Source organism: Bacillus sp. RC240 (assembly GCF_044907945.1).
In the GTDB taxonomy this organism is placed as follows: domain Bacteria; phylum Bacillota; class Bacilli; order Bacillales; family Bacillaceae_G; genus Bacillus_A; species Bacillus_A mycoides.
The window spans coordinates 595,870-612,443 of sequence record NZ_JBIYCT010000001.1; the positions used below are offsets into that span (position 1 = coordinate 595,870).

The 16,574-nt window shown below is 33.5% G+C and carries 31 protein-coding genes; 25 read left to right on the forward strand and 6 right to left on the reverse strand.

Annotation, left to right across the window (positions count from 1 at the left end; all coding sequences use genetic code 11):
• Positions 1–378: 378 nt before the first annotated feature.
• On the forward strand, positions 379–1,521 hold the full coding sequence (locus ABH955_RS03035; RefSeq protein ID WP_404490844.1) for an AimR family lysis-lysogeny pheromone receptor: 1,143 nt from the start codon (positions 379–381) through the stop codon (positions 1,519–1,521).
• A 32-nt stretch (positions 1,522–1,553) separates the two neighbouring features.
• On the forward strand, positions 1,554–1,706 hold the full coding sequence (locus tag ABH955_RS03040; protein ID WP_179957919.1) for a hypothetical protein: 153 nt from the start codon (positions 1,554–1,556) through the stop codon (positions 1,704–1,706).
• Between the two features lie 265 nt (positions 1,707–1,971).
• Here the strand turns inward: ABH955_RS03040 and ABH955_RS03045 are convergent, their stop codons facing one another.
• Positions 1,972–2,316: a helix-turn-helix domain-containing protein gene (locus ABH955_RS03045; RefSeq protein WP_147740480.1), complete on the reverse strand. Its 345-nt coding sequence runs from the start codon at positions 2,314–2,316 to the stop codon at positions 1,972–1,974.
• A gap of 227 nt (positions 2,317–2,543) precedes the next feature.
• Between ABH955_RS03045 and ABH955_RS03050 the strand changes: the two genes are divergently transcribed.
• From ABH955_RS03050 to ABH955_RS03110, 13 genes are read left to right on the forward strand one after another with little or no spacing between them, the layout of a single operon-like run.
• Entirely contained in the window at positions 2,544–2,807 is a 264-nt protein-coding gene (locus ABH955_RS03050; protein ID WP_147740481.1) for a helix-turn-helix domain-containing protein, read from the forward strand.
• Positions 2,785–3,444 carry a Rha family transcriptional regulator gene (locus tag ABH955_RS03055; RefSeq protein WP_404490845.1) on the forward strand — a complete coding sequence of 220 codons (660 nt, stop codon included), beginning with the start codon at positions 2,785–2,787 and terminating at the stop codon, positions 3,442–3,444. Before ABH955_RS03050 ends, ABH955_RS03055 begins: the two co-directional genes overlap by 23 nt.
• A gap of 40 nt (positions 3,445–3,484) precedes the next feature.
• Positions 3,485–3,751, forward strand: a complete 267-nt coding sequence (locus ABH955_RS03060) for a helix-turn-helix domain-containing protein (protein ID WP_147740483.1) — start codon at positions 3,485–3,487, stop codon at positions 3,749–3,751.
• Entirely contained in the window at positions 3,751–3,915 is a 165-nt protein-coding gene (locus tag ABH955_RS03065) for a hypothetical protein (RefSeq protein WP_404490846.1), read from the forward strand. The genes ABH955_RS03060 and ABH955_RS03065 overlap by 1 nt, the downstream gene beginning before the upstream one ends.
• Before the next feature lie 29 nt (positions 3,916–3,944).
• Positions 3,945–4,124, forward strand: coding sequence for a hypothetical protein (locus ABH955_RS03070; RefSeq protein WP_404490847.1), 180 nt, complete (start codon positions 3,945–3,947; stop codon positions 4,122–4,124).
• A 5-nt stretch (positions 4,125–4,129) separates the two neighbouring features.
• Positions 4,130–5,029, forward strand: a complete 900-nt coding sequence (locus ABH955_RS03075; RefSeq protein WP_404490848.1) for a conserved phage C-terminal domain-containing protein — start codon at positions 4,130–4,132, stop codon at positions 5,027–5,029.
• Entirely contained in the window at positions 4,992–5,834 is an 843-nt protein-coding gene (locus ABH955_RS03080; RefSeq protein WP_370458405.1) for an ATP-binding protein, read from the forward strand. The genes ABH955_RS03075 and ABH955_RS03080 overlap by 38 nt, the downstream gene beginning before the upstream one ends.
• A 2-nt stretch (positions 5,835–5,836) precedes the next feature.
• The gene (locus ABH955_RS03085) at positions 5,837–6,031 is read left to right on the forward strand and encodes a hypothetical protein (RefSeq protein WP_147740487.1); all 195 of its coding nucleotides are present in this window, start codon (positions 5,837–5,839) and stop codon (positions 6,029–6,031) included.
• Positions 6,032–6,047: 16 nt separating this feature from the next.
• Entirely contained in the window at positions 6,048–6,326 is a 279-nt protein-coding gene (locus ABH955_RS03090) for an AbrB/MazE/SpoVT family DNA-binding domain-containing protein (protein WP_147740488.1), read from the forward strand.
• Positions 6,319–6,678: a cell division protein SepF gene (locus ABH955_RS03095; RefSeq protein ID WP_147740489.1), complete on the forward strand. Its 360-nt coding sequence runs from the start codon at positions 6,319–6,321 to the stop codon at positions 6,676–6,678. Before ABH955_RS03090 ends, ABH955_RS03095 begins: the two co-directional genes overlap by 8 nt.
• 18 nt (positions 6,679–6,696) lie before the next feature.
• A complete protein-coding gene (locus ABH955_RS03100; RefSeq protein ID WP_098297620.1) occupies positions 6,697–6,864 on the forward strand; it encodes a DUF3954 domain-containing protein in 168 nt (55 codons plus the stop codon).
• 25 nt (positions 6,865–6,889) lie between these two features.
• A complete protein-coding gene (locus tag ABH955_RS03105; RefSeq protein ID WP_147740490.1) occupies positions 6,890–7,141 on the forward strand; it encodes a helix-turn-helix domain containing protein in 252 nt (83 codons plus the stop codon).
• Positions 7,142–7,158: 17 nt separating this feature from the next.
• Positions 7,159–7,614: a nucleoside triphosphate pyrophosphohydrolase family protein gene (locus ABH955_RS03110; protein WP_147740491.1), complete on the forward strand. Its 456-nt coding sequence runs from the start codon at positions 7,159–7,161 to the stop codon at positions 7,612–7,614.
• Between the two features lie 71 nt (positions 7,615–7,685).
• Here the strand turns inward: ABH955_RS03110 and ABH955_RS03115 are convergent, their stop codons facing one another.
• The 5 genes from ABH955_RS03115 to ABH955_RS03135 form a co-directional block, all read right to left on the reverse strand.
• Positions 7,686–8,096 carry an S-Ena type endospore appendage gene (locus tag ABH955_RS03115; RefSeq protein WP_404490849.1) on the reverse strand — a complete coding sequence of 137 codons (411 nt, stop codon included), beginning with the start codon at positions 8,094–8,096 and terminating at the stop codon, positions 7,686–7,688.
• A 73-nt stretch (positions 8,097–8,169) separates the two neighbouring features.
• On the reverse strand, positions 8,170–8,502 hold the full coding sequence (locus tag ABH955_RS03120; RefSeq protein WP_002088126.1) for an S-Ena type endospore appendage: 333 nt from the start codon (positions 8,500–8,502) through the stop codon (positions 8,170–8,172).
• A 184-nt stretch (positions 8,503–8,686) separates the two neighbouring features.
• The gene (locus tag ABH955_RS03125; protein WP_404490850.1) at positions 8,687–9,067 is read right to left on the reverse strand and encodes a phosphoglycolate phosphatase; all 381 of its coding nucleotides are present in this window, start codon (positions 9,065–9,067) and stop codon (positions 8,687–8,689) included.
• Positions 9,068–9,286: 219 nt separating this feature from the next.
• Entirely contained in the window at positions 9,287–9,535 is a 249-nt protein-coding gene (locus ABH955_RS03130; RefSeq protein WP_001008434.1) for a hypothetical protein, read from the reverse strand.
• A gap of 1,530 nt (positions 9,536–11,065) precedes the next feature.
• On the reverse strand, positions 11,066–11,371 hold the full coding sequence (locus tag ABH955_RS03135) for a hypothetical protein (protein WP_147740495.1): 306 nt from the start codon (positions 11,369–11,371) through the stop codon (positions 11,066–11,068).
• 139 nt (positions 11,372–11,510) lie between these two features.
• Here ABH955_RS03135 and ABH955_RS03140 point away from each other — a divergent pair, with 139 nt between their 5' ends.
• The 10 genes from ABH955_RS03140 to ABH955_RS03185 all read left to right on the forward strand — a co-directional run bounded on the left by ABH955_RS03140 (position 11,511) and on the right by ABH955_RS03185 (position 16,572).
• Positions 11,511–11,684 (forward strand): hypothetical protein, encoded by a 174-nt coding sequence (locus tag ABH955_RS03140; protein ID WP_016095515.1) that lies wholly within the window; start codon positions 11,511–11,513, stop codon positions 11,682–11,684.
• Between the two features lie 17 nt (positions 11,685–11,701).
• Entirely contained in the window at positions 11,702–11,824 is a 123-nt protein-coding gene (locus ABH955_RS03145; RefSeq protein ID WP_016095514.1) for a DUF3983 domain-containing protein, read from the forward strand.
• Between the two features lie 115 nt (positions 11,825–11,939).
• On the forward strand, positions 11,940–12,110 hold the full coding sequence (locus tag ABH955_RS03150) for a hypothetical protein (RefSeq protein WP_016095513.1): 171 nt from the start codon (positions 11,940–11,942) through the stop codon (positions 12,108–12,110).
• A 26-nt stretch (positions 12,111–12,136) separates the two neighbouring features.
• The gene (locus ABH955_RS03155; RefSeq protein ID WP_016095512.1) at positions 12,137–12,619 is read left to right on the forward strand and encodes an ArpU family phage packaging/lysis transcriptional regulator; all 483 of its coding nucleotides are present in this window, start codon (positions 12,137–12,139) and stop codon (positions 12,617–12,619) included.
• Entirely contained in the window at positions 12,619–13,161 is a 543-nt protein-coding gene (locus ABH955_RS03160; protein WP_201033884.1) for a site-specific integrase, read from the forward strand. Before ABH955_RS03155 ends, ABH955_RS03160 begins: the two co-directional genes overlap by 1 nt.
• A gap of 393 nt (positions 13,162–13,554) precedes the next feature.
• The gene (locus tag ABH955_RS03165; protein WP_404490851.1) at positions 13,555–14,439 is read left to right on the forward strand and encodes a hypothetical protein; all 885 of its coding nucleotides are present in this window, start codon (positions 13,555–13,557) and stop codon (positions 14,437–14,439) included.
• Between the two features lie 358 nt (positions 14,440–14,797).
• The gene (locus ABH955_RS03170; protein WP_404490852.1) at positions 14,798–15,547 is read left to right on the forward strand and encodes a DNA-methyltransferase; all 750 of its coding nucleotides are present in this window, start codon (positions 14,798–14,800) and stop codon (positions 15,545–15,547) included.
• 32 nt (positions 15,548–15,579) lie between these two features.
• Positions 15,580–15,801, forward strand: coding sequence for a hypothetical protein (locus tag ABH955_RS03175; protein WP_404490853.1), 222 nt, complete (start codon positions 15,580–15,582; stop codon positions 15,799–15,801).
• 128 nt (positions 15,802–15,929) lie between these two features.
• Complete coding sequence (locus tag ABH955_RS03180; RefSeq protein ID WP_404490854.1) at positions 15,930–16,184, forward strand: hypothetical protein; 255 nt, start codon at positions 15,930–15,932, stop codon at positions 16,182–16,184.
• Positions 16,174–16,572 (forward strand): HNH endonuclease, encoded by a 399-nt coding sequence (locus ABH955_RS03185; protein ID WP_404490855.1) that lies wholly within the window; start codon positions 16,174–16,176, stop codon positions 16,570–16,572. Before ABH955_RS03180 ends, ABH955_RS03185 begins: the two co-directional genes overlap by 11 nt.
• Positions 16,573–16,574 lie beyond the last annotated feature (2 nt).

The window sequence follows — 16,574 nt, forward strand, 5'->3', positions numbered from 1 at the left end:
TGGGGTGATTAGTGGTAATATATGCATATAGGGTTCTAAAACACGAAATGCAAAATTACATATTTTATTACTTTTAACACGAGAAACGTTGTTATATAGCGTTTTTCGGACTTTCTCAACAATTGTCTGATTACTGCATGACCGAATTTTGGGAAATTTGTGTTATTATGAAAATAAAATATAACTGGACGTGAAAAAAGACCCACGGTGTAAGTAGTGTTACCAGCACTCTTACACTGCCCCCTAACCAGACTAGGGAACATTGTCGCGGATCTTGTACATAACTATTATAACACAACTTAGAGTGAGAGTGACACGTTCTCCTTTTTATGTAAAAAAATGGGGTGACGTGTCTTTTTTGTCCAAAGGGAGGACAAAATGGAAGTGCTATTAAAAAAGATGCACGAAGACTTAAAATCTAATGGTTACACGAATCGTAAATTAGCAACTTTATTTAATGTTAGTCACACTACAGTGAATAGTTATTTTTCTCAAAGTAATAAATTTGATTTTATGCATTATGTCGAAACATTAAGATTATATGAACCGAATAATCTTAACTTTAGAAGAGAATCGTTATTGAAGTCTTTTGAATATTTGTCACCTAATAACGAAAGATTGGGACTTGAAGTATTGAATATGTATGGTGAATTTGAATTGCAAAAGTTTTTAATTTCAAAAATTTTAAATCGGAATGATACCAATAAAAATGCAAGATTGAATAAAAAGATAGCAGAAATATATCAATTATTATCAATGCGCAATGAAGGGTTTATAAACAAACATGAGTTTTTTCGAGCGGTTGATGAATTTAGAAAAACAAAGAAAATATCTACTAATGAATTAAAGATAATTTCTGACTTTGCGTTAATATATTCACATCTTAATTTTAATGATCATAAAATGGTTATGAAATATACAAAACAATTGATTCCGTATATTGAGGATATAAAAAAAGGAACTTTGAAAACCTCTTTTACTCTTAGAGCGAAAGAGATGTTAGCTACAAGTAGCCATCATGCAAATGATTTAGAACAAGCTAGAAAATATTGTTTTGAAATCATAAATGAACCTTTAAATAAATACGAATGCATGAAGGCGTTAGCTTATTGTATTTTAGGAGAAACCTATATTTTCGAAGACTATAGTATAGCTAAGTATTATTTTGAACAAGGAATAGTAACATTAGAAAATCCTTCAAATCGAAAATGCATAGTTAGAAAAAAAGCTATAGAGAACACACTTAATTTCTTGAAAATTTATTGGAGAAAGGAATTGGAAAATATCACTCCTACGGATATAGCTGAAGAGGCGTTTTTATATGCAGTAACCGATCGTAAAGAACAAGCTTTACTCTTGTTAGATAAGTTAGAAAGAGAAAACAAAAAGTTAAGTCCAATTCAAAAATACTATAAAGGCTTAGCAACGGGTGGTCAAAAGTATTTCAAAGAATCAATTGCAGATTTTGAAAAATTAGGGGATTTTTTCTATTCCGGGCTATCAAGAGAGTGCTTAAAATGATATAATGAAATCATGAAAAGGAGTGATAAGATTTGAAGTTAAAAGCTATAAAAATAGTAATAGCAGCAGCAATTATTGCTTGTGTAGGTTTTACACCAATACATAATGAAAAAGAATCATCACAACAATCTAAAACTCCAATTGAATATAGAATGATGGTCGATCCTGGAGCAGGAGGCGGCTGAAAATAAATAATGACGCTATCATATAGATAGCGTCATTCGTGTTTTATAAGGAGTGGAAAGTAAATGACCGAATGGTCAAAAACTTTCCAATATGTGTATAACTAAAAGAGGATGTAGGGGGAAGAACAAATGGAAGATATGATCAATCAAGTTTTATTGATGGAAAAAACTGAGGGGGTAAATGTTGAACATTTACGCAATTTATTGAAAGAACTTTCTGAAAAAGATAAAGAGTAAAATAAAACTCCGTAGACAATTGGAAGTCTCACGGAGTTTTATTTTTAGATATAAAGCTTTGTATTGTCGATTTAAATAAGTCTTTGTTTTCCTCTGAAAGTTGGTTGATTAGTTTCATCCATTCGTTAGTTTCTTTACCGATTTCCTCTGATTCTTTAACTGTTAACTTCTCATGAATTGCTCTTCCTAATAAATAATCAACAGAAACCTCATATATGTCTGCTAATTTAGTTAATGTCCCATAGTCAGGTTTACGTCTTCCAGATTCATAACTAGATAAAGTTGCTTTGTTTACGTCTAGTTTCTCAGAGATGAAAGTTTGTGTGTAACCTTTCTTTTCGCGACACGCTTTCAATCTTTCGTTTAAGTTCATAATAATATTATTCCCCTTTATAAAAAATATCCCAATGTGTAGTTTGCAACATTTCGCATTGCAAAGTATTGTCCATTAATTACAGTATATATACTTTCTGACAACATTTCACTATCTGTAAAAATTTTTTTTACAAAATGACAAAAGAGGGTTTACATTTACGAATTGACAACATATAATGAATACAAGAAGTTGTCATAACGACAACGGTGGGAGGTGAGGCGGATATGACATTCGGTAATAGAGTCCGAGATATTCGCAAACAAAAAAATATAACACAAGATAAGCTAGCCAAGGAGCTTGATTTCAGACATGCTTCAGCGATTTCTTTCATTGAAAATGGCAAGAGAAGATTGGATGCTGAAAAGATACCTACTTTAGCAAAAGCTCTTGGAGTATCAATAGATGCCCTTTTTTTTGACCAAAATGTTGTCATATCGACAACGTTTGAGAGGGAGGTGAAAGAAAATGAATCAATTACAAATCATTAACAAGAATGGACAACTCCTAGTAGAAAGTCGAGAAATTGCTGAAATGATTGGAAAAAGACATTCCGATCTACTTCGAAGCATCGAGAATTACATATATGTTTTAGAAAACGCAAAATTGCGTTCTCATGACTTCTTTATTGAAACAAACTACACAACTGAAGGTAATAACAAGACTTATAAAAATTACCTTCTAACACGAAAAGGTTGTGACATGGTAGCTAACAAATTAACTGGAGAAAAAGGAGTTCTCTTCACAGCAGCTTATGTAACTCGATTCGAAGAGATGGAGAATTCATTAAGAAAACAAGACCCATTTAGCCAAATAGAACTAATTGCGACAGGTACAACACAACTCAACAGACGAGTAGAAAAGCTAGAAGTATTCTTTTATGAAAGATTAACAGTAGATTACGGTCAGCAACAAGTAATAAGAAGTGCATTAAATCGAAGAGTGTACAAGCTTTGGGATGATGGAACAATTAATCAAGTTGTTCATAACAGCAGAAAGAAACTTTTTGCAGCAGCCTGGAGAGATGTAAAGTCAGCATTTGCGGTAAACAGTTATTGCAACATTTTACAGAAAGACTTCAATGAGGCGATATCATACATAAATGCATGGCGACCAAGGTTAGTATGATTAACTACCATTAATACAATTTGGGAAGGAGCAAAACGATATGGGATTAGATCAAATCATTAAAGAATCAATCCGCGAAGTTGTTCGAGAGGAGATACAAGCAGCATTAGCTTCATTTCAACAACAAGCACAACCAAATAAAGTAATGAGAGTGAAAGAAGCGGCAGCTTATCTAAACATAGCAGTTTGTCGAATGTACGAATTAGCAAACCACCCACAGTTTCCAGTGATTAGAGATGGACGTAAACTACTTTTCCTACAAAAGGATTTAGAAGCTTGGCTTGAAACGCAAAAGGAGGTGATCTAGTGGAAGATACAACATCATTAGTTATATTCGCAATGCTTATCGCGTGTAGCACGTTGTTACTTTACATTACTTACGAACCGATAAAAAGATGGGCTTGGAGTGACGTAAAACAAAATAAAAAGACCCACGGCAATGGGTCCTTTAAGAAAAAACACTTGTTATAAGTATATCACGGAAAGTAGGGAAATAGTACATGCGTTTAACTGAATATCAAGTGCTATTACCTAATAGGTTTTGGAACTTAGCAGAGAGCAAGGATGAATTAAAGCAAATGATTGAACAGTATTTCAAGGCTGGTTATCCGCATTATGAAATTAAACGAATTATCAAAAGTGGACAATCACGTATAGCAATTTGCATAAGGGAGGATTAACTAATATGGCTATATTTAGACAGGTACATACATCATTTTGGAATGATGTCAAAGTACAAGAAGAATTCACACCGGAAGATAAGTATTTTTTTCTATATTTATTAACAAACCCACAAACAAAACAAATTGGTGTATATCAAATAACCAAAAAGCAAATAGCTTTTGAAACTGGATACTCGCAGGAAAGTGTACGAGCGTTGATGCAGCGGTTTGAAGAGTATCATAAATTGATTAAATATGATGATCAAACAAGAGAAATGGTGATATTTAATTGGGGAAAATACAACCTAAAGAGAGCTGGTAAACCAATTGAGGATTTAATAAAAAAAGAATTGAAAGACGTCAAGAACGTTGAGTTACTCGTTCCAATTTATAACCACATAGAACAGCCATCTATAAAAAATATATTTGCTGATTTCTTATCTAATCACGAATCCACGAAGCGTATCACGAATCGTGGTACGTATCGTGGACAAGAAGAAGAAGAAGAAGAAGAAGAAGAAGAAGAAAAAGAAAAAGAAGAAGAAGACTCATCTTCGGACGAATCTGAACAGCCAATAGCAATCCCTTATAAGGAAATTCTCGATTACTTAAACGAAAAAGCAAAGAAAAAGTATAACCATAAATCAGAAGGTCATAGAAAGTTCATTCGTGCTAGATGGAATGAAGACTATACAGTTGATGATTTTAAGACAGTCATTGATAACAAAGTGCCGCAGTGGTTAGGGAAATTTGATAAAGATGGAAAGACACTTGAACAGTATTTAAGACCAAGTACATTATTTGCGCAGAAACACTTTGATAATTATTTAAATGAAACTGTAAAAGGAGAGAATTCAAATGCAAGCTCTAAAAAGCACAAAAACAATGAATTCATTCAAAAATACGACTTCTCAAAACGCTAGTCAAAGATATGTACTTTCATCTAATAGATGCACGAATGTCTTTTTAGTAGGGAAAGAAAAATTTAAAGACGTTTGCAGTAAGCGCATGTTGATAGATATAGAAACAAATGAGGAATTTTGTCCTCAATGTAGATCGGTAGAAAAAGAAGATCAGAAATTAGCTATAGAAACACTAGCTATAAAAAAGAAAAACGAAATCATTCATTTATATGATTCATTTGCTGATAACAGTTTAATAAATGACAAACTCAAAAAAGCCACATTCGAAAATTATTTACCACCTAAAAAAGAATTGGCTGATGCGAAAGAAATGATTATGAACTTTGTTACTTCATTTAATAAAGAAGAGCCAACAAGCATCATTATTACGGGTGATTATGGAGTAGGAAAAAGTCATTTGTGTGTGGCAGCCATCAAAGAACTTATGAAAAAAGGTCACAGTGCAATGTTTATTCAAATGAATAAGCTATTTACCAAAATCAAATCAACTTGGAATAAAAACAGTGAAATGACAGAGGACAAGCTTATGTCCCTTCTAGCAAAAGTTGATGTCTTGATTATCGATGATTTTGGAGCGGAATTCACAGAGAAAGATAAAGAAGGCGTTACATGGAAGCAAACGAAGACAAACGAAATCGTAGATAGCCGTATAGGTAAAAGCACTTTATTTACTACTAATTTTACGATTGGTGAATTAGCAGGGATGTATGGAGAACGTGATTTTAGTCGGATGATGGAAAACGCTGAAATGTTAGAAATGCATGGTGATAATTATAGATTACGCAATTTCAAAAAGGAGGAATAAGCATGTGTGTATTATGCCGTAATACAGGAATCATTCGTAAAGAAACTTATCCGGGTGTAATTGAAACGAACGGTTGTAATTGTGAAGTAGCAAAGCAACAGCAAGCAGAAAATGATAATCGTTGGCAAGCATGGTTAATAAAATTCGAATCAATGAAACAAGAGTTACAACGTAATAAACAACAAAAAGTTAGTTAACAAGGGGGAGAAAGCTATGAAAAATACAGGTGTTGCAAGAAAAGTGGACGAGCTAGGGCGTGTAGTAATTCCGGTAGAGTTACGCAGAACTTTGGGAATTGCTGAAGGAACAGCACTAGACTTTCATGTTGATGGGGAAAACATCGTTTTAAGAAAACATGAAAAGTCATGCTTTGTAACTGGTGAAGTTTCTGAATCAAACATGGAATTGCTCAATGGTCGAATGTTTTTGAGCAAAGAAGGCGCAAGTGAATTACTGGACCTTCTTCAGAAGAGTGGGATGGCACATGCCTAAGCAGTTAAATATTTTCGATGTAGAGCCAACAATTTGTGAGTTCGATGTAATGAAAGCCAATGTTAAGAAAGGAACTGGACGCAATACATACGCTGATGTACGCGTCCAAGTTCCAAAGAATGCAAAGTGTACGGATGAGTTACCACGCACAACTAAACAAGATGATCGTTATGACATCTTTGAACAATATGCAATGGCGATTTGGAGATTCCAGCGAGCTGTAGATAAGCTTTTTAATTGGGAAACAGCGGAAGAATTGTGTAAGGCAGCAAGGGATAAAAAAGAAGCAATTCCAGTACGAATCTATTTAGGAAGTGGCTTTAAACCTGATGTTGTCGAGTACATGCGTTAGTAAAAGGGAGATGGACATATGAAAACAATAGAAATTGATGTTAGCAGCAACAAACTTTATATAGTCAAGGACGGGAATGTTACGGCAGTTAATCCGCCAATTAGTGGATTCGGTGAGCAAGTCGCTGTATGGGTTAACGGTAAAGTGGATCGAGTGGATACTAAGTTTACTGAAAAGATAAAATAATCATTTTTAGAAGGTGGGTTCGCTTATGAGTGTAGCAATAAATCATGAAGCGATGAAGGAATCAAGGTTAAAGATATACATCGCTTTAGAAGAAGCTAACTTCATTTGGGATGAAAGGGACATTATAAGGTTTCGTGAAATGTGGAAACAAGATATGAGTTTACCAGACATGGCAAAAGCATTAAGGAGACACCAATCAGAAGTGGCGCTTCTTGTTATAGATCAAGCTGATAAATATATGATTGAAAACCGTCCAATCGGATTAGGAGTTTGTTAAAGAGAGGGGAAAGCAAAATGAAAGCAATGGAAAACGGTGTATATGCAACAACTAAATTAATCAGTGAATCAAAGGGAGGACAAGCTGTAATGAATATCAATCAAATTTGTGAATTAGATCAATATCAAGAAGCAACTTTACGTACATGGAATACAAATAATGATTTCGGTGGACGTGTTTTAAATGCAGCATTAGGGCTTACGGGAGAAGCTGGTGAGGTTTCGGACATTGTAAAAAAAGCTATTTTTCATGGGCATGGATTCGATCCGGCTCATTGTCCAGGAGAAGAAGAAGGGAACACGCATAAAATCGCTTTAGAGCTGGGGGACATTTTGTACTACATTTCAATCATGTCTCACGAAATGGGATACACCCTAGAAGATATCGCTCAAATGAATATATCTAAATTAGCAACTAGATACCCAGACGGATTTAGTCGAGAAGCTAGTCAAAAGCGCGTGGATGTGAAGTAAGACCAAATTTGAATTTTATTAAGAAACAAGGAAGAGATTTGGAGGGATATGTATAAGTCCCTTCATAATATTCATAGGGACTTTATAGTGAAATTTATATCTAAACAAAATTTTCCGCTTGCACTACCGGGTTCGGTGAGAAGAATGGTAACTACTTTGATGTCTCCAATTGTTTTGGAAATCGAATTTCCAGGAGGGATTGTGAAAAGAATTGAGTTACCAGTGTTTTGTTGCACATTAACTTCAATAAGTGAGCTTTGTATACTGTTAAAAATCGTGACAGTAGCAGTAACAGGTTGATCAATTCTCTTTTCCCAAACTTCTAGAAAGGTAATGTTGTCACTAAGTAAAAAGTTACCACAAATGTCATTGCATACAATTTTTCGTTCTTCTTGTGGTTTGGGTAATACATCACAGACTGGGATAGGAATAGCACAAGGGACTGTAATGGAGTATTTAAAATCCCTAAATTTTTTTTTCATATATAATGCCTCATTTCTATAAATTGAAAAAGATATTAACCCAAAAATGAATTAATATCTTTTTCTTTAAAAGCTAAGCTACTTGACGGGCAGCATCAACACAAACTCTACCACTAACAGGTTGGCCAGCGGTACCAGAAAAGGCATCCAATGTTCCTATGTTTGACACAAAAACAGTTTGACTATTTCCTGGAGTTATTGGGCCAATAATGTTTGTACCATTATTCGCTAAAAAAGCAGTAATAGTACCACTTGTAGGATTATTAGTTAAAGTAACATAGCCAGAAAGGACTGGACCTCCAGTATTATTAAATACTACAGCTCCACCCACTTCATCACCTCCAGTTGTAGTGAAAGTATTGCATGTAGAAACAGATACAAATTGTGGGTCTGGACAACAACACATATACATCATCCTTTCATTTATTAGATGGTGATTATTGGAATAATAAAGATCCTTTCATTTATTAGATGCTTGTTTTTAATATAGGTCACGGCTCTTAGGAAGTTGGTTCATATACAAGGGAAGTTACGTATTATATTGATTGCAACAAGAAGTGACTTATTACGAGTGACTTATAACAAAAGCGTTATTTTAACTGAAAGAGCATCCAACCTTTATTTAAAGGCTCTTTGATTTTAACTTCAGATGTGTCTCTAATTGAATAGTTATCACGGAAATTTACAACAGCAGAAACTTTTTGCTTTTTATTATCTGCCACATGTCCGTATAGGTGGATTTCATGTGTTCTATATTCTTCTGAAGGTTCAACTTTTTTAATTATAATATCAAGATCCTTTTCTTTTTTAAAGTAACCGATAGTTACTAGTTCAGTAGTTTTACTTACTTCCGGCCATTCTTCACTGTATTCTTTTGGAACGAATTGAGATGAAACAAAGTGTATAAATAAAATGGGGATAGTAATAAAAGCTATACATACAATGCCATAACGTAATAATTTTCTTTCCACAAACTGTCACCTACCAATGGTGTTTTGTTTAATCAAGTTAACAATCTATATATTAAACCATTATTAACCAGGAAAACATTCTTTTAGGTGACATTAGTATTACAGATTTGTAAGGTTTATTAGGAAAATTAGCTTAATGGAAAGTTGAATAAAATAGTTATTTGAATGATTTATACACAAGGAGCATGAAGAAGTAGCGCTCCTTGTGGGAAATGTAATCTATATTTTGTTTTGGGCTAAAATCTTAATATTCTCTGGAGGAATAATATCTTGAATTGTTTCTTTAAAGTCAATTTGAATCATTTCTTCAATATTGTCTAAGGAAACTTCAAAATTTGTACATTCCACAGTTTCAATATTTAATAAAGAATAATTTTCATTCTTTTTAAACACTAGATATTGTGTAGTATCTGTTTTCACTATACACCCTAACTGAATACCTAGTTTACGATTGTCTTCAAAATTCATAAATGTTTCTCCTTTTATATGTATTTCCGATAGATAGTTTACTACATAAATACATTAGTTCATATTGAGTACCCTTACATTAGTATTACAATTTTGTAAGGTTTCTGAGTATCTAGTGGACTAGTAATACAGAGAGTATAAAAAGGCTCAATTGAATATTTAATAAAATCCTTATTTAAAAACAAGAATCCCTAGAGTTAGGGCTCTAGGGATTCTTGTTTTGGTATATCTCACACGGTTTTATAAAAAGGATCGAACGTATTGAAGATAACATGTGAATGTTTCATAAATGTATCAAAAAAGTGAACAAAATTGCTATTGCAGAAATAGCAGAAATGAAGTTTCTAATAGTTAAGTACGTAAAAGGTGTTATTTCCAGTGGATAAAATGCGTGTGGGGCACCTAATCATTATTTTATCGGAGGAAAAGAATATGTTATGAACTTGGTTGAATGAAAAAATGAAAATTTTACTTTAAGCGAAGTTAATGAAATATATTTAGGGGTTATATCAATGATTGTTATCTCGATGGACACTTTAACTTTATAAAAGTCCTAGAAGAAAAACACAACTATGAGGAATAGTAAGCTATAAAAGTGAACAAAATCGTTATTTAAATAAAAGAAACCCCGATTGTCTGCGGGGCCTCTAAGGGTAATCGTCAAGTAATGACGTACTCGACTAATTAACCATATCATGAATTTTTTGGTAAAAACACTGGTAAATGTGTCCAAATATATGTGGCATCATTTTGAACAAAAACGCTATTTTATAAAAAAAGAACCCGCTAACTGCAACGAGTTCTAAAAAGGAGTTTAACTCAACTCTCAGGGAGTATTTCTTTTCTATAATGGTACAGACCTGATATCGATCCGAAAAGAAGTGAAATGGAAATTATCATGATGAGATACTGTCTTAAATAGATAGTATTTGTAGGCATCCATAGAATAAATATGGCTAATAAGACAAGTAGTGAAGTGCACATTGTATAAGATATTTGGTGCTTGAGTTTTAGTCTTTCTGTATCGTTGGTACCTATTTTCTTAAACGTTATAGAAAATAAGATAACAGACGCTAGAGAGAGAAGGGTTGTCATACCTACAAATAAATTAAAATGAAGAATATCACTAGATAGCCATGATTCTAGCCATTGGAAAATAACCATTTTATCATCCTTTCTTAAATGTCTAAAAAATCATTGTTGTTAATCTATGTATATATTAACATATTGTGGGTTTTGGAGGGGGGATAACAAAAATTTCATTTTGTAGTAATTTGAAACACCAAAAAGAGCACTAAATAAAGTGCTCTTTAAGGGAAAAGTGAGATATTGAAAAGTAAATTAGGGTTTTTGCTTCGAGATAATATATGAACATTTCATCATAATGTGACGATGAATCACAAAAGAGCAGCTAGCAAAAGCTAACTGCTCACCCAAGAAAAACAGAGGAAAGATAACCATGTGACTTTAGTATTTACGGAATATTGAGTTTTATCCAGGGGTAGATATATATTGTAAAAAAAATCAAGGTTAAACCCAATAAAAAATAAGCATTGCAGTAAAACAAGATAGAGTCGTCAACAAGGTAAACTTTGCTGCAACTTTCCATTGTTCACTTTTAATATTTGAAGAGGAAAAAATATATTTTCTAGCTCCAAAACCTAATAAACAACCTCCGCATACTAAAGTTAACAGCCCAATGAGAAATCGTGAAGTTGGAAAGCTAGTAGTAGGATCCATAGCGGTTAAAATCAACATTTTAAATGATAGATGGAGAACGAGTGTTAGAACAAAAAAGTAGCTAATAGCTAGTACCCATTTATTCATACTTTTCATAAAAGCGACCTCATTTCTTTGGGGTTAATAAAGTGAATTTTTTCTAATTGACTATATTATATCATCTGGGAACACTCGGCTTTGGGTATGTTTAAAACTTAATAAAATAATCCTTTGAATAGAAAGTGAGGTTAAAAGAATGGAAGGTAACGTAAAGCTATTAGGTGCAGATGGAATGTGTGGAATGGAGTTTACAGGGGATAAGGTTAATGTTTATAACGATGAAGGATACGTGATGGAGAGTATGACAACAAAGGAGCATGTTCAGGAAGTTATTGATTTTCTTGAAGAATGCAAAGGACAAATGGAATAGAAAGTGAGGCTAGGAGAATGGCTAATTTAAAGAAAAGGAAAGTAAGAAAGGCTATTGCTCGTCGTGCGAAATCCGTTGAGAAATACCAGGTTAATAAAGCTTGGAGAAATCTCTTTGTACAAGCAGGTATTATCAAATAAATGAAAACCAAATACAGTCCGGCTAGAAAACTAGAGGACACCAATTCATTAGAGCAGCAATTAAAGCTGTTTTAAGAAATGGTGTCCTTTTTATTTTGAAAAGGGAGATGGGGAAATGAAGGTGTTAAAGGATCAATTACGTGAATGGAAAAAGCAATCAAATCAAGCAAAAAAGAAAACTAAGAAAAAACGAAAAGAGAAGTTAAGTACTCGTGATATTGAAGGTTTAATGGGGATTCATGGGCCACGTTATGAACGTAGACGTGGAGCATTAAGACAAAAGTAATAAAAAATAAAAAGGAGTGGTCTTACATGACTAAGCAATTATCTTTCTTACCAAAAATCGATAGAACAGCAACTCAGAAAAAATTAGAAGGTGTTCTCGAAAATGTACGTTTATATAGACAGTTTGGAATGATGCGTGAAGAAATGAAAGTCACTCCTTCTTATGAAATTAGATATCACGGGCCTACAAATGATGTAGGAAATCCATTAGAAGATGTAGCGATGGCTAATATACAACAAAGTGAACGAGAAGAGTGGATTAAGAAAACGTCATTTCGTATTGATCAGTTCCTTAGTCGCTTGGGCAATGGACGTGCAGGAAAGGATCAAAGAAACATCATCATTAAGCGTTATTTAGAAGATGAAGATGTATGTGATTATATGGTTTATAACGAGATTGGCATGAGTGAGCGTACTTATCGACGCGTTAAGGCTAGAGTGTTTTATAAACTTGCTTTTGCTCTTAGATTAGAAGTTTATGAGACAGAAGAAATTGGAGGGGATGAATAATGAATTTTGTTCAGCCTATACGTAATCCAGAAGAGATACAGCAGCTAAAAGATTATTTTAAGGAGAAGAGCTTACGTAATTACATTCTCTTCATTATGGGAATAAATACAGGCTTGAGAATCTCGGATATTTTGAAATTGAAGGTAGGGGACGTCAAAGGTAGTCATATATCTATGAGGGAAAAGAAAACAGGGAAACAGAAACGAATACAAATTACTGCAGCACTGAAAAGAGAACTTAAATGGTTTATTGAAGAAAGAGAAGACAGTGAGTATCTATTGCAAAGTAGACAAGGTAAGAATCGCCCTATAGGTCGTAGCATGGCATATAAGATATTAAGTATAGCCGCAGCAGAGTTTGGTTTAGATGAAATCGGAACACATACGCTAAGAAAGACGTACGGGTACCATATGTACATGCAAACGAAAAACATAGCATTACTCATGGAGATATTCAATCATTCGTCAGAGAAGGTCACGTTACGTTATATAGGTGTAAACCAAGATGCGATGGATAAAGCTATGACTAGGTTTAAAATCTAATCATTGCTTTTTATTTTTTAAATCTATACAGTTACTCATAAATTTCGTACTGTGTAACTCAAAAGGGAAAGTTTAATTAAGTCAATGATAGCAAGGGATTTGGCGAAGGGGTTAGTTACACACAATAGAACATATGGGTAAGTGAAGTAGATATAAATTCACCGATCTAACATTATTATGATGAAACTCCTTCACTTTTAAAAATATTTCTCAATAGGAATAGTGCAGTTTATTCAATTGAAATATTTAAAATAAATAATTAATAACTTATCATAATAAATGAACTGGTTGTCGCTCTTGTTTCCATTCGGGATTTACTAATTAAATAGATTAAGGGCAGTAATCTATTTTAATTAAACGAGGGTGTTTTATTTAATTTAAGGGGGAGAATGCATGCTGAAAAAGTATGAAGTGAAAGTGAGTTTCAGTAATAATAAGTCAAGAGAAGATTATCGTAGGGGCGAATACGACTATAACTACCGCACAGAACCACAGATTTGGGAAGAAAAAAAATACGTAGTGTTTGCTGAAAATGAGCGAGATGCAAGGCGGTTAGGTCTTGAAAACATTAATAGAGATTGGCCCATAACAAAGTATATTTTTTTAGAGGCGGAATTAGAAGACTTTGGTGGGGTGGTTGAATATTTGTGGGATGTTGAATTGAAAATTGATGGTATGCTTTTGATACAACAAGTAGCAGGGAGAAATGAAACATCCGCATTAATAAGAGCGTTAGAGAAAGGAGCAGAAAACACAGGAGTGTCTAACTGTGTAGAAATAATTTCAGTTAAAGCGAGCGCTTGTTATAACATCGAACCTTCAGTATTGACGTTTTCTGATACGAACAAATATAAAATTTTAGTTACTCTCAATATTAATAATGAAGAAGAAATTGTTGTTTCAACTATAAGTTATTCAAGCTTGGTTCCTACAGAAGAAGAATTAAAATATATTCAAAGGGATACTATTATAAGAAAAGTAGAACCTGACTCGAAAAATATAAATATCATCGATACTACAATACAGGAAATTACTGAAAATATTTCATGTGATTTTGATTTTGATTTTGATGTTGATGGCGATAAAAAAAATTATCCAATCTGTACACCACATGGGGAGTATACGGTTGCTTATCTTATGGCGATAAGAGAACTTGCTAAAGAAAATGATTCAAGCATGGGTTATCAAAAAGTAGAGTGTGTAAATTGGGAAGCGGTAAAAAAACGTGCAAAAGAAATTGAACAAAAACGTATGGAAGAATTAATTGAGTATCGATAATAAAAATGCGCTAAAGCTGGCAGAGTCGTGACCGCTTTTTGGCAGGAAATGTGCCGGTTGGTTTGGAATTCTCGTGTTATATTTGTATTGTGAGAAGTGGCGGAAAACACAACTCACTATGTTGTTTCTAGAATTCTAAACGGTTCGTAATGACGGCACACAAAATCCGAAACCAGCAGATGGTAATGATTGAATGATACCGTTATTAAGGAGAGCTTTTGCTCTTCTTCCAGTTACTTAATATTGTTTAATATATTAGGTGATTGGAAGAAGTTTAAAACTTCACGTACCAGATTCTATATCTAAAATACTCCAAATGTATTCATAAATTAGATTAAGGAAATGGACGGGATGACAAATGTTGAATCAAGTATTTAATGTGGATTGTTTAGAAGGCATGAAGCTGATTCCAGATAAAAGTGTAGATATGATTTTATGTGATCTACCTTATGGGACGACAGCTTGTAAGTGGGATAGTATTATTCCATTTGATCTGTTGTGGAAACAGTACGAAAGAATTATAAGAGATAATGGGGCTATTCTTTTGACTGCAAGCCAGCCATTTACTACAAAGTTAATCGCTTCAAATATGAAATTGTTCCGTTATGAATGGATTTGGAAGAAAGGGAATCATGTAACAGGATTCCCGAATGCAAATAGAATGCCGTTAAAGAATCACGAAAATGTATTAGTGTTTTATAAGAAGTTACCTAATTATTATCCGCAAGATTTAATCTTATTGGAGAAGCCAATATATCAAAAGAGTACATCGAAAAAACTAAAGATATTTGGTAAGAGCAACAATGAATCATTAAGTAAAGTACATGTCACAAAGTATACCAATTATCCCAAGTCTGTTTTTGATTTTCCTCGTGATAGCAAGACGTTTCACCCAACACAAAAGCCTGTAGCTTTATTTGAATATTTGATTAAGACTTATACACAAGAAGGCGAAACGGTATTAGATAATTGTATGGGTAGTTTTACAACAGCTATAGCATGTATCAATACTAATCGTAATTATATTGGTTTTGAGATGGATAAAGAATATTGGAAGCTAGGTAACGAAAGAGTTAATAAACATATTGAATCATTAAAGCACTCGTAATGGGTGCTTTTTATTTTGGAGGAGGATGAAGGATGAGTCTAACTAAATTAACCAAACAAGAACAAGCGGTTGTGATTTATACATTAGTTCCGTTACTTGGACAAGATCTTGTAAACGAACGTATCGATAAACAGAAAGTGGAAAGTGCAATTCCAATCTTTAATGCAATGGAAGACAATATAACGCCAAAGCAAAGAAGAGAAGCAATGATTAGTTTGCTCGATAAAACAATGGATGAATTCCTAAAGGATTAGGCATAAAAAAACGGACGAAACTTGTTGGCTTTCAAGTCTCATCCGATGGCAATGTACTTTCATTATAACAACTTGTATTTATTTTTAAATAGATAATCGGAATGTTCTTTCAAAGGGAGTGAGGATAGATGCAAGTCTATTGTTCTAACTGTAATAAAGATTACGATATGCAACCGCAAGTAGCACAACTTCCTAATCGCATTGAGAAGTGTTTCTATATTTGTCCTCATTGTGGCCATGAACATGTTGCTGCATATGTGAACGATAAGATTCGTAAGCATCAATCAGATATAGCAAAGTGTCACGAACGGATTAATAAAAAGAACATTGCTATTGAGGATGAGATGAAACGATTGAGGAAGAGGATTGAAGGTGCCAAGTAAACCATTCAAACCTTGTAAGTCGTTAGGTTGCAACGAACTAACAAGGGATAAGTATTGTGCTAAACATTTAGAAAAGGAAAAAGAAACCGTAAAATATTATGACAAACATATTCGAAACAAAAGCTCACGTTCATTCTATAACTCCAAACCATGGAGGGTTATGCGTGAGTTTATTTATCGTAGAGATCATGGCTTATGTGTTCAATGTAGAAGCAACGGCATCATTAAGATAGGTGATGTAGTCGATCATATCATTCCATTGCTTGTGGACTGGTCAAAACGATTAGAACCAACTAATTTACAAACACTCTGTCATGCTTGCCACAACAAGAAAACAAAAGAAGACGAGAAGAAAAATAGAAAATCATTCGAAAGAAAAAATTCATAAAC

Coding starts and splice junctions, on each gene's coding strand:
- ABH955_RS03035 (WP_404490844.1), top strand. CDS start 379: ATGGAAGTGCTATTAAAAAAGATGCACGAAGACTTAAAATCTAATGGT.
- ABH955_RS03045 (WP_147740480.1), bottom strand. CDS start 2,316: ATGAACTTAAACGAAAGATTGAAAGCGTGTCGCGAAAAGAAAGGTTAC.
- ABH955_RS03050 (WP_147740481.1), top strand. CDS start 2,544: ATGACATTCGGTAATAGAGTCCGAGATATTCGCAAACAAAAAAATATA.
- ABH955_RS03055 (WP_404490845.1), top strand. CDS start 2,785: ATGAATCAATTACAAATCATTAACAAGAATGGACAACTCCTAGTAGAA.
- ABH955_RS03060 (WP_147740483.1), top strand. CDS start 3,485: ATGGGATTAGATCAAATCATTAAAGAATCAATCCGCGAAGTTGTTCGA.
- ABH955_RS03070 (WP_404490847.1), top strand. CDS start 3,945: ATGCGTTTAACTGAATATCAAGTGCTATTACCTAATAGGTTTTGGAAC.
- ABH955_RS03075 (WP_404490848.1), top strand. CDS start 4,130: ATGGCTATATTTAGACAGGTACATACATCATTTTGGAATGATGTCAAA.
- ABH955_RS03080 (WP_370458405.1), top strand. CDS start 4,992: ATGAATTCATTCAAAAATACGACTTCTCAAAACGCTAGTCAAAGATAT.
- ABH955_RS03085 (WP_147740487.1), top strand. CDS start 5,837: ATGTGTGTATTATGCCGTAATACAGGAATCATTCGTAAAGAAACTTAT.
- ABH955_RS03090 (WP_147740488.1), top strand. CDS start 6,048: ATGAAAAATACAGGTGTTGCAAGAAAAGTGGACGAGCTAGGGCGTGTA.
- ABH955_RS03095 (WP_147740489.1), top strand. CDS start 6,319: ATGCCTAAGCAGTTAAATATTTTCGATGTAGAGCCAACAATTTGTGAG.
- ABH955_RS03100 (WP_098297620.1), top strand. CDS start 6,697: ATGAAAACAATAGAAATTGATGTTAGCAGCAACAAACTTTATATAGTC.
- ABH955_RS03105 (WP_147740490.1), top strand. CDS start 6,890: ATGAGTGTAGCAATAAATCATGAAGCGATGAAGGAATCAAGGTTAAAG.
- ABH955_RS03110 (WP_147740491.1), top strand. CDS start 7,159: ATGAAAGCAATGGAAAACGGTGTATATGCAACAACTAAATTAATCAGT.
- ABH955_RS03115 (WP_404490849.1), bottom strand. CDS start 8,096: ATGAAAAAAAAATTTAGGGATTTTAAATACTCCATTACAGTCCCTTGT.
- ABH955_RS03120 (WP_002088126.1), bottom strand. CDS start 8,502: ATGTGTTGTTGTCCAGACCCACAATTTGTATCTGTTTCTACATGCAAT.
- ABH955_RS03130 (WP_001008434.1), bottom strand. CDS start 9,535: ATGAATTTTGAAGACAATCGTAAACTAGGTATTCAGTTAGGGTGTATA.
- ABH955_RS03135 (WP_147740495.1), bottom strand. CDS start 11,371: ATGAAAAGTATGAATAAATGGGTACTAGCTATTAGCTACTTTTTTGTT.
- ABH955_RS03140 (WP_016095515.1), top strand. CDS start 11,511: ATGGAAGGTAACGTAAAGCTATTAGGTGCAGATGGAATGTGTGGAATG.
- ABH955_RS03145 (WP_016095514.1), top strand. CDS start 11,702: ATGGCTAATTTAAAGAAAAGGAAAGTAAGAAAGGCTATTGCTCGTCGT.
- ABH955_RS03150 (WP_016095513.1), top strand. CDS start 11,940: ATGAAGGTGTTAAAGGATCAATTACGTGAATGGAAAAAGCAATCAAAT.
- ABH955_RS03155 (WP_016095512.1), top strand. CDS start 12,137: ATGACTAAGCAATTATCTTTCTTACCAAAAATCGATAGAACAGCAACT.
- ABH955_RS03160 (WP_201033884.1), top strand. CDS start 12,619: ATGAATTTTGTTCAGCCTATACGTAATCCAGAAGAGATACAGCAGCTA.
- ABH955_RS03165 (WP_404490851.1), top strand. CDS start 13,555: ATGCTGAAAAAGTATGAAGTGAAAGTGAGTTTCAGTAATAATAAGTCA.
- ABH955_RS03170 (WP_404490852.1), top strand. CDS start 14,798: ATGTTGAATCAAGTATTTAATGTGGATTGTTTAGAAGGCATGAAGCTG.
- ABH955_RS03175 (WP_404490853.1), top strand. CDS start 15,580: ATGAGTCTAACTAAATTAACCAAACAAGAACAAGCGGTTGTGATTTAT.
- ABH955_RS03180 (WP_404490854.1), top strand. CDS start 15,930: ATGCAAGTCTATTGTTCTAACTGTAATAAAGATTACGATATGCAACCG.